General features: G+C 31.2%; 10 protein-coding genes. All 10 read right to left on the minus strand.

Annotated elements, in window-relative coordinates; translation table 11 throughout:
* Positions 1-68: 68 nt before the first annotated feature.
* Positions 69-821 carry a hypothetical protein gene (locus N456_RS22990; RefSeq protein ID WP_062062795.1) on the minus strand — a complete coding sequence of 251 codons (753 nt, stop codon included), beginning with the start codon at positions 819-821 and terminating at the stop codon, positions 69-71.
* A gap of 44 nt (positions 822-865) precedes the next feature.
* Positions 866-2,203, minus strand: coding sequence for an IS110 family RNA-guided transposase (locus tag N456_RS22995; protein WP_062062797.1), 1,338 nt, complete (start codon positions 2,201-2,203; stop codon positions 866-868).
* 489 nt (positions 2,204-2,692) lie between these two features.
* Positions 2,693-3,898, minus strand: a complete 1,206-nt coding sequence (locus N456_RS23000) for a leucine-rich repeat domain-containing protein (protein WP_062062799.1) — start codon at positions 3,896-3,898, stop codon at positions 2,693-2,695.
* A gap of 769 nt (positions 3,899-4,667) precedes the next feature.
* Positions 4,668-5,270, minus strand: coding sequence for a hypothetical protein (locus N456_RS23005; protein WP_062062802.1), 603 nt, complete (start codon positions 5,268-5,270; stop codon positions 4,668-4,670).
* A 209-nt stretch (positions 5,271-5,479) separates the two neighbouring features.
* Positions 5,480-5,947: a hypothetical protein gene (locus tag N456_RS24135; protein WP_148639428.1), complete on the minus strand. Its 468-nt coding sequence runs from the start codon at positions 5,945-5,947 to the stop codon at positions 5,480-5,482.
* 980 nt (positions 5,948-6,927) lie between these two features.
* Entirely contained in the window at positions 6,928-7,788 is an 861-nt protein-coding gene (locus N456_RS23015) for a hypothetical protein (protein ID WP_062062807.1), read from the minus strand.
* Between the two features lie 563 nt (positions 7,789-8,351).
* Positions 8,352-8,930, minus strand: coding sequence for a hypothetical protein (locus N456_RS23025; protein ID WP_062062809.1), 579 nt, complete (start codon positions 8,928-8,930; stop codon positions 8,352-8,354).
* A gap of 70 nt (positions 8,931-9,000) precedes the next feature.
* Positions 9,001-9,573, minus strand: a complete 573-nt coding sequence (locus N456_RS23030; RefSeq protein WP_062062811.1) for a Crp/Fnr family transcriptional regulator — start codon at positions 9,571-9,573, stop codon at positions 9,001-9,003.
* Between the two features lie 63 nt (positions 9,574-9,636).
* A complete protein-coding gene (locus N456_RS24700; RefSeq protein ID WP_158447959.1) occupies positions 9,637-9,789 on the minus strand; it encodes a hypothetical protein in 153 nt (50 codons plus the stop codon).
* Entirely contained in the window at positions 9,773-10,351 is a 579-nt protein-coding gene (locus tag N456_RS23035; RefSeq protein WP_062062814.1) for a nuclear transport factor 2-like protein, read from the minus strand. Before N456_RS23035 ends, N456_RS24700 begins: the two co-directional genes overlap by 17 nt.
* Between the last annotated feature and the right edge of the window lie 32 nt (positions 10,352-10,383).

Genomic DNA, 10,383 nt, shown 5'->3' on the forward strand with positions numbered 1-10,383 from the left:
GTTTCTTGTATATTGCGTTTGCCTGCCGAAGGAGGCATATGCAATATACAAATTGTTGTAAGTAGTTTTTATACTATTTCCTTTTCAAGGAAAGGCTTTATTTCTTCTATTGTCATTATTCCTTTTTTTACAAATATTTCTTTCCCGAAAAATCCACTTAAACAACTGTTCGTTTCTTGATTTCTCTGAAATATAAATAATGTAAATATTTCAGAATATTTATTATTAGAATCTTCTTTGTAAAATTCAAATAGGCGTTGTTGATGAAATTCGCTGTTAGCCTTTATTTCTTGGATTGAAAGTTCATTTCGTACTATTTTACAATTAGTGCCATTTATATTTATAATTTCATTCTTGTCACTGTTTAATTTTAGGGCAGGATGATTGTCAGAAAGAGGTCTGTTAACTAAAGTTTTTTCATTTTTTTCAAACCAAAATCCTCTAGATATGACTTCAATAAACTCATCATGAAATTTGAATAAGTAATGACTGAAATCAGTTAACATTTCATTTATGTCTCCTCCAAATCCATAACAATCCTCGTAATGTTTTTTTTCATACTCATATCGTTCTTTTAGCCATTTAGAGTTTTCGATTTTATAAACCCAAAAATAAGGTTCATCTTCTTTCCAGTCATATTCATATGGAATATACTCACCTCTACATACTTTTAGAGAATCTAACTTGTCAAAAGTTATTCGTCCATATTTTTCATCATCAGTTAGGAAACAAATAGAATTTAACTCATCAGAATAGATAATATTTGGGCTTTCTACATAATCATTTTCTATCGGTATTAAAATACCAATTGCTTTTTCCATATTTTTTGATAATTCTGACTAACGTCAATTTTATTTATTGAAAATCAGGGAGTTTTAAATTCAAGATCTTCTAGTTTGATGTCAAATTTATCAATTTGTTTTTTAATTCTTTTGACGAGTCCAAGTTTTCTTTTTTGGTCAAGGTATAAGTATCCTTCTGGATTTTGATATGGTTTAGCCTTGACAATCATATTCCAGATAATTATAGCAAGTTTTCTAGCAGTTGCTGTAATAGCTGAGACTCTTCCTTTTCTAAAATTTATTCTGTGGAAAAAATCTCTAAGCGGAGTACTATCTTTTAAATTTCCAATCGCATTTGCAGCATTTCTTAGAGCTATTTTGAGTCTACTACTTCCTTTACCTATTTTACTGGATAATACTTTTCCTCCACTTACTTTGTTATTAGGGGCTAATCTGAGCCAAGATGTAAAATGTTTAGCTGTTTTAAACTTATGAATACCTTCATATCCAATTTCACTCATTATGGTGAGTGCTGTATTGTAACTCGTTCCTTCTATTGCTAATAAATCTATTCCTTTGAAGATTTGATAAGATTTAAGATTGATATCAATATTTTTTGGAGTGTTTTTATTGATTCTTTTATGCTTTTTCTTATCTATATGATGCTCTTTTTTTTCAGGATCTTTACCAATGATGTCATCAATTTTCAAAGCTATTTGATCATCACATTTTCTAATTTTTTCTTGTAAATAGTTATATGTATCCAATTCATCATTTAATGCGTACAAATAATCATTTCTTCGGTTTGTGTGTAAAGCTTTAGCTATTTCTTCTTCACTTTTTCTACAGTTATAATGTCTTAAACTAGCTAGTTTTTTAGGATCTGTTTCTCCCAAACAAATAGCTGTAATAATTTTCAATCCTGTAAGTCCTACAATATCTTTCACTACAACATCTAATCTTATATTCATAAGCCTTAGATATTTTTGCATTTTTTTTGATGAAGCAGCAGCTTGCTGGATTAGGTTTAAACGATGTCTGGTAAAAGTTCTTAATATTTCTGTGTCTTCATCGGGTAAGAAGCTTGAAGAAAGTAATCCCAAAGCATGCAATTTTTGTATCCATTGGCAATCAATTACATCTGTCTTTTTTCCTTTTATATTTTTGGTAAACTTTCCATTACAAAGAGTAACTTCAAATCCATTGGCAATTAAAACAGCGTGTAAGTTTTGCCAATAATTACCTGTACTTTCCATAGCTACTGAGGTAATCTTATGTTCTCTAAGCCAATCTGCTAGAGCGTATAAATCTTCATTATATACTCCAAATTCTTTAATATCAGACTTTTTTGACCGACGGCTACCAATATCAATACCAGCAGCATTTTTGTTTACGATTTCTAATGTCATTTGTTGTTCCATAACTTACGATTTTAAAAGCTCTAAGGAAATGTGCTTTAGGCAAAAAGAAATATTCTGAACGGGGTCCTAAGATTTAGGCCGCCAATGTACTAAATGGCAAACATTTCAACCAGGATTGCGCACGTGCTTACACAAAGTAGCAACACTTTAAAAAACGGCCTTACAAAGAGCTTAAATTATTTAGAGTGTAAAAATAAGACTTCGTTAGCATAGTACTAAAGGGTTTTGGGAGCTATGAGGGATTACTGGCAACGGCTTCGGCTATGGTTAGTACGGGAATTAAAAGTAGTGAACTTTCGGTTAAGCACTTAGCCAAAACTTTTTATTTTGTTTTATCTTTTCATTTATAAAGCCAAATCAAAAAGATTTGGCGGTATTGGCTGATATACCAGCTTTATATATTAAACAGTTAACCCCGTATTAATTATAGCCCTTGTTGTGCGTTCGTTTTTACTTTTCGTTATTTTTTATGATGTAATGGTTTGATAATTAGTTTTTTGTTAAAAAACCACCAAAAACATATGCTGTATTACCTTGATACTCGACTTCATACCAGTAATCATTAATTTCTTCCACCTCAAATGGTATGTTTGTTTTCTTTGCCAGAATAGTTTCTTCAAATTCAAGTTTCCCTAATCTCTGACTTTTGGTTGTTGGTCGTTCACGAACGGTTAGTCCACTTTCTGCCGTTATTATATGTTCTCCCTGAGTTGTTGTAAAATATGTAAATTGTGAATTAAGTAACAACCTGTCATCACAAGTTAGTTCGGATAATTCTTTATTATCTGAAATGTCTAACTTAATTAAAGGACTTCCATCACAATATAAATCACTTAATTTTGTATTATGAGAAATATCTAACTGTGTTAATAAAGGAACATCACTACATTCTAATTCGTATAATTTTCTATTATTTGAAATATCTAAACTGCTAAATTTATTTTGTCCACACCATAATTCCCATAATTTGAGATTGTTTGAAAGGTTTATTGTTTTGAGAAGATTACCACGACAAGATAACCTATATAATTCTGTGTTTTGTGATAAGTCTAATTGTGTTAATTTGTTATATAAACATCTTAATTTATTTAATTCTGTATTTTGAGAAACATCTAAAAAAGTTAATTGATTACTACCACAATCTAACTCGTCTAATTCCTTATTTTGAGAAACATCTAATTTAGTCAACTGATTATTATAACATTCTAAATGCCATAATTCTGTATTTTGAGAAATATCCAATTCAGTCAACTGATTATGATTACATTCTAATATTTCCAAGAGTGATTGTTTGGTGACATCTAATTTTGTTAATAGATTATAAGAACAATCTAAATACTTCAAAAAAGGATGAAGAATAGATAGTTTCGTGATTTTTTGTGAACTACATACTAACCTTGTAATCTTACCATACACGCGAAACTCTTGACTTTTTAAAGGAAATTTTATTTCTGCATGAGCACGTGATAAATTCCAGTTATCTGGCTGCAAGTGAACATGTTCATGGTCATCTTTTTGCTTGTTATTATTGAAGTCAATCCAGACTGTATTTTCATTAGCTCGTTTTGTCCAAATTTTTAATGTTATGGTGTCGTCTATTTCTTTTGAAGTAGTAAATTCTATACTTTGTGCATGTGCTGTTGCGATTTTTGTAAATAATATGATAGTTATGAGTCTTATTATTTGTGCTCTCATTTTGTTAATATTTTTGTGTTTTGTTTATTAATATCATATTTATCGATTCTTTACTTCACTTCTTGTTAATTCAACTTTCATATCATTTTTTTAGTTGTTACTCAAATGACGCACAACGCTGCGTGTATAAATTGTGGCAGCGCAAATACACTCAAACCATAACTCCTAGCTGCGTTTGTTTTTATATCTTTTTCAAACTTATGAAAATTTAACGCCATTACAAACAGAAAATGACCTTTCGATTCCTCCCAAAACTTGCCATAATTTTATACACCGTGTTATGGGGCGTACCATTTTTACAAGCCTACACTTTGCAAGTAAACCGCAGCATAGCGATGATTGATTGCGTAATGATTCCTCAATATGTTGTTATTTTCACACGATCGCTTTGCTGCCATGGAAGCTATCCTTAACCAAACTCAAAAATCACAGACTCCTTTTTTGTCAGTTTTATCGTAATTAGCCTAAAAAAGCGATTTTTTTGCACGTTTTACTCCGAAACCCTCCGTTTTTGTGTTTTTTTTATCGCTTTTTTCCTTTGGATTCGACACTGACCTCTGCAAAAATTATCAGTCCATCCGAGCGAGTTTTGTCAGACGTTGCGTTTTGATTTTCAGAGCTACAGTATGCCCCATAACGTTTAATATATGTGTCGTAGCAGCGCAAAATGTTACCTTGCTTTTCGATTTTTCTGCGCATTGGTTGCTAACTTTTTTCTTTTGCAAGCATTGCGCCTTACCAAATATACAAGAACCTTTCGATTGATCACCTAACTGCTATGATCACATATATTGTGTTGGGTACAGTTTTTTATTTCTATTGGGATAATATTTTGAAAAGGTTCTTTGTCAGCTTTAAATTCCAATCTGTCAAATGCAATAGCTGATTTACCATTTTCTATTTCCGAATTCACTAAACTTTCTAAAATTCCAATTCCATTAGCATCGACTCCATAATAATCTAAAATTATACTATCGTTTTTGTCAAATAGAGCTTTTATTATTAGAGCTTTTCTATTAGTAAAACTTAAAAGCCCTAATTTGTCTTTTAAATTAATTCCGATCTCTTCCGCGATTCTTTGCGCTTTCAATTTGTCAATCCGCATTTTGTAGATCAGGTATTTATTTACAGTCAAAGGATTTATTAATTCCATTAATGTCCCTTGTTGATAGTTTTTTGCCCATGGAAAATCTGGTTGTTGATTTTGAAAGCGTTTTGTTAATTCAATTGTTAGGTCGAAACCTAATGGCACAAATTTTCTATCAAAATTTGGAATATAAATTCGGATAAGATTTCCATTTTTTAATTCAAATTCAGGTATGGAAATTCCATTTATTTCAAATTCTCCGTTATGAAAAATGGTTTTTGTCATAATTGTACCCAACGTTCAGTATAAGAAGCGTAGGGCAGGTGATAAGCGATACGTTTCGGATTGGTACTAAGTTAAATATAAATATTTTGCTTTTATCATTTTTCGTAAATGCCAAATTTTATATTTGGCGACTTTACAAATAAACACAGACCTTTCAATTAAGCCACAAAGCCCTATGTTTTCTTATACATTGTTAGCTGCTTTTTTTTCTAAATTTCCCAAGCAACTTCACAGGCAAAATACTCGGCAATAACAATTCTAATTATTAACATTCCCATATCATCTATAGCAATGAATCTGTATAAATCATCCTGAACATCAATCCAATCGTTAATAACCATACTTATATTTTTTTCTTTACCATCCTCCGATTTTACGATCATCTGTGTAACAAGCAGGCGTTGCATATTACGAGATCCTACTTCTCCAAAATTCTGTTGAAAATGAACTGAATTAAAAGTCTCTTGATCTTCTTTTGGAAGAGTTAGAAGTGGACCACACCAGAAATGATCGGGGTCTGATCGACAAGGTTGACTTAGTTCATAACTTGCGTGACCTCTCGCTAATTTTAACATTACATTATTCACTCGTTCAATTTCTGGTTCAAAAACAATTTGACCATCTATTTTTCGTCTAGAATTTTCAATACGTTGTCGTAAGGCTGGTGTCTTTTTCAAAATTTTAGCAACAGAAGGGCGATCAATTTTATCGGGATCAGTCGATCCACAAAGAACGCTCTCAATTAGGCACACAAAATACTGTTCGTCTTTTGAGAAACTTTGATTACAAGATTCACAACAACCCACAACATTTAAATTTGTTGGGTATGGACGTTCAAGAAGACATTTAGATGGTACGTGTTCTCTTGTTTCTGGCGGACCTCCGCAATAGATGCATCCATTTAGTAATCTACTGTCCGCATAATTATTTAGTTGATCCATATTATTGCAGCTAACGCTGACTGTATGAATCGGGGCTTGCAAAATAGCCTTGCCCATTCGATCCAGCCGCGCTTGTTTTTGATTTCTTTTTTACAAACCTATTAAAAATTAGCGCCATTGCAAACATAAAACTACCTTTGGGCACACCATAACTGCCCTGATTTCATACAGCTTGTTATGGGGCGTACCACTTTTACAGGCCTAAACTTTGCTAATACACCGCAGTAAAGTGATATCTGTTTGCGTTGCTGTTCCTCAATAATTGTATTTCCCCCTGCGATCACTTTGCTGCCTTTGGATCAATTACTTACCAAACCAGAAAATCACAGGCTTTAATTCCGTTAACTTTTCGTGATTTACCCTAAAAAAGCGATTTTTTAGCACGTTTTGCTCCTAAACACTCCATTTTTGTGGTTTTTTCATCGCTTTTTTACTTTGGATCGGTCACAGACCATTGCAAAAATGGACTGCCCTAAATTCCGTTTAAAGTTTAGATTGCGGATTGCTCTTCAGAGTTGGAGTATGCCCCCTAACGTTACGTGTATTGTTAGTGCGGGAATAGAAAGTCGAGGGCTTTCAATTTAGCACGAGGCAAAACATTTTGTTTGCCTTTATTTTTTCTTATTCTAAAGTCAAATCAAAATGATTTGACGGACTTAGTAAATATACACAAAACTTTTTGTTAAGCACTAAACACGTATTAACTATATACATTGTTAGCACCAGTTTTTTATATATCGTTTAAATTCAGTTATTATTTCAAATGGAATATGATAAGCATTAAAAGTAACTTCATTTCCATTTCTCTCCAAATTATTAAATACTTTTATGTCATTAGTTTTTGTTTTATATTTTCCAGCAAAAGTTTCTAGATTCGTAATAGCATTTTCAATTTCTTCTTTTTGTTTAATGAAAATAAATTTTTGAATTTTTAATATCGAAGAAGATAAATCTACAATCAATGGTTTTAAATCAATATCATCTTTTAGGTTTTTAATGTCGTCGTAAACGATTTTACCTAAAAGGCTTTTCTCTTTTTTAATTAAATCAAGGTCAATTGACAATTGTAGATTTCCAGTTGTTTTAACTGGCGTTTCAATATTCTTTTCGGCTTTAAGTTCTAATCCTTGTAAAGGGAAGCCTAAATGAAGAGAATAATTTCGCAATTTTATTAAAAATCGGTAAGCAAAAACATTATCAAATTCAAAACTGGTTAACTCTCTATATTCTTTTGAAACATCAGAGTTTTTTCCAAATTTTCTTTTTAAATGCGCTTCTCCATTATCGAGAAAAAATTTAAAGGAAGATAATAGATTTAAAATCACTCTATTTGCTTGGAATAATAATTCTTGGCTATGGACTTTTTTAATGTCAACTGTTCCAATATGCAAGTCCGATATTTTTTCTAAAAACTTGGAATATTCATTTCCGTTCATTTGAAGGTTTTTGAAAATAACAAATTGTGTATAAGCAACTTTAATTATTTCAGAATCGAGTTGAATCTCGTCAAAAATTTCTTGACTTATATTTTTTATTGTGTCAAATTTTCTGTTTTCAAATGTGGAAAGTCTTATCAATTTCAGAGTGCTGTTTTTAAATTGGTGCTAACGTTACGTATAAGAAACGTAGGGCAGTGGTTAGCACTAAGCTTCTTAGTGTGACTAAGCCAAATATAAAGAAAAGAATGTTTAATTTTAGCACCAACTGCCCTATGTTTTTTATACAGTGTTAGCATTTCGTTTATTTTCCTTCTTTACAATTACCCAACATAAAATTGAAGAAATAAATGTTAGTAATGTACCTAGGAATTGTTCAATCAAACTTTTCGCAAAAATATTTCCAATTGTATTTAGAGCAAAGAGGAATATAAATACCCAAATAATGATATTGACTATTCTATTTTTTACACTCTTTTTAATATTCTGAAGTTTAACATAAAATATAATTATCAAAAAAACATTTAGAAGTATTGAAACTGTTTCAAATACATACATTTCTTCTTTTGAATTTAACTTTCCTGCCCACACCATTTCATAGGATATTAACCCCAAAAGGACACATAGATGGAAAAGAATAACTATCGAGAGTAGTCCAATCATCAATTTCACAGCCGTTTTTTTACTTATCATTCTATTTTAAATTAATAAAAATTGATTCCAATTAATAAAGCAGGAGAAATTCCACTTGTTTTACCTTCTGTAGTATTTACGTTTCGGTAAGTCATTCTTGCTTTCAAATCAATCGCAAATTTCTTCCCTTGATAAATGTCATAGCCAATTGCTCCTACAATACCTAATCCACTATGATACTCGGTTTCTTCTTTATTAATTTCAGGGTCTTTAATATCAAAAAAGACAGGAGCGTCTAATCCTAAACCAATACCACCCAATAACCAAAATCGTTCTTTAAACCAATATTGAACAGCGGGAGCTAATACTCCAAAGTCTCTCTTTCTAGTTCTACCTATACCTGAATAATCATAACCAGATACATTTGAAGTGAGTAAAATAGCAAGAGTAGGTTTTATCATATAACCTAGTTTTAAATCTAATCCAAAATCAGTATCGTTTTGCGATTTATTTGGAAATGATTGTATGGAGTTCGATACCCCTATTGATGTACCAAATACGAATCCTTTTCTTGTAATTGTTTGTTCGTTTTGAGCATAGCTAAGTATGGAAAAACTTGATAATAAGATTGTGATTACTATTTTTTTCATAATTCTAACTTTTAGATAAGTACAAAATTATGATAGAGATATGCCAACAAAGTTACCGTATGGCAACAAATCACTTAAGAAGATTTTTACGAATTCGACTAAGACTTTGTGTCGTTATACCCAAATATGAAGCTATATGTTTTTGATGTACTCTTTGTATAATTTCTGGACGATTTTTCATCAAGTTAAGGTAACGTTCTTCAGCAGTTAGTGTCATCATTTCTATTTGCTGTGTTTGCTTTTCAATAGTAGAATTTTCTTCTCCAGCAAGAAAAAGTATATTACCCATTGGTGTCTTTTTCAATAAGTCAATATTCGATTTACTAATTTGAAGTATTGTTGAATTTTCCAATGCAACTATTTCTATTTGGGATGGTTTTCCACTTAGTAAAGAAATATCGTCTGCAAAAAAATTGTTCTCAAGAATTAAATCTGTACAAATGAAATTATTTTCTTTCCAAACAAATAAACCGCAAGAGCCTTTAATTAAAAAGTATCCGTATTTAGCAGTTTTACCAACTTCTTTTATTTTTTCATTTTTCTTAAAATGAACTTCTTCACATAAATCAGCAAAAGCTTTCCAAACCTCAATAGATGCTTCAAAATGGTTGTCAAAAGCTTTCTTTAAAATATGTTCGTTCATTTATTCTGTGTTGTTTTTAATGAATGCTAACGTTTAATATATGTGTCGTAGCAGAGCAAAATGTTACCCTGCTTTTAGGTTTTTCTGCGCATTGATTGCTAACTTTAACATTCTGCAAGCATTGCGCCTTACCAAAAATACAGCAACCTTTCGATTCGTTACTAAGCTGCTATGATCACATATATATTGTTGTAGCACGTTATTTTTCGTTTTCATACAGTTCAATTGCCTTTAAGAATTTCTTTCCTCCAGATTCAGTTTGCATATTAATATTAAGGTCAAGATTGAGTTCAGGATGATTTTCTTTAGTCCAATTTAAAAGTTCAGTTCTATTCTTTCCCCAAGTTTCTTCGTCGAAATTTATGTACTCTGTTTCTAATTCAATTATTTTATCATCTTGGAATCTTAGAATCTCATTTGTGACAAATGGCTTTCCCATAAAGAAAATAATTCTTTTGTCCGATTTTGAAACCTTTGCTATGACAGTACCATTTTCCATATTTATTTCAAGCACTTTATAAGTTGGCTCAAAAAGCGAGTCCCATTTTAACCAGTTCCTCAAGTAGTCATTTTTAGAGTATCTCACTTCATATTTATATTTCGGGATTGTGGTTATCAAGCTGTCAGCTAATAAATCTTCCATTTTGGCGGTATTTGATTCATTAAGCGCTACGAAATAATTTTCAGCAATTTGAAGCTTGTCAATTGTCTTTTCAGAATTTTTACAACTTACGAGTCCGACTAAGAGGATGAGGGAAATTATCAGAATACGATTCATATTGATTTGGTTGTTCATAATGTGCTACAACG

Source organism: Aquimarina longa SW024, from assembly GCF_001401755.1.
GTDB lineage: Bacteria > Bacteroidota > Bacteroidia > Flavobacteriales > Flavobacteriaceae > Aquimarina > Aquimarina longa.

Coding starts and splice junctions, on each gene's coding strand:
- N456_RS22990 (WP_062062795.1), bottom strand. CDS start 821: ATGGAAAAAGCAATTGGTATTTTAATACCGATAGAAAATGATTATGTA.
- N456_RS22995 (WP_062062797.1), bottom strand. CDS start 2,203: ATGGAACAACAAATGACATTAGAAATCGTAAACAAAAATGCTGCTGGT.
- N456_RS23000 (WP_062062799.1), bottom strand. CDS start 3,898: ATGAGAGCACAAATAATAAGACTCATAACTATCATATTATTTACAAAA.
- N456_RS23005 (WP_062062802.1), bottom strand. CDS start 5,270: ATGACAAAAACCATTTTTCATAACGGAGAATTTGAAATAAATGGAATT.
- N456_RS23025 (WP_062062809.1), bottom strand. CDS start 8,930: ATGAAAAAAATAGTAATCACAATCTTATTATCAAGTTTTTCCATACTT.
- N456_RS23030 (WP_062062811.1), bottom strand. CDS start 9,573: ATGAACGAACATATTTTAAAGAAAGCTTTTGACAACCATTTTGAAGCA.
- N456_RS24700 (WP_158447959.1), bottom strand. CDS start 9,789: ATGAAAACGAAAAATAACGTGCTACAACAATATATATGTGATCATAGC.
- N456_RS23035 (WP_062062814.1), bottom strand. CDS start 10,351: ATGAATCGTATTCTGATAATTTCCCTCATCCTCTTAGTCGGACTCGTA.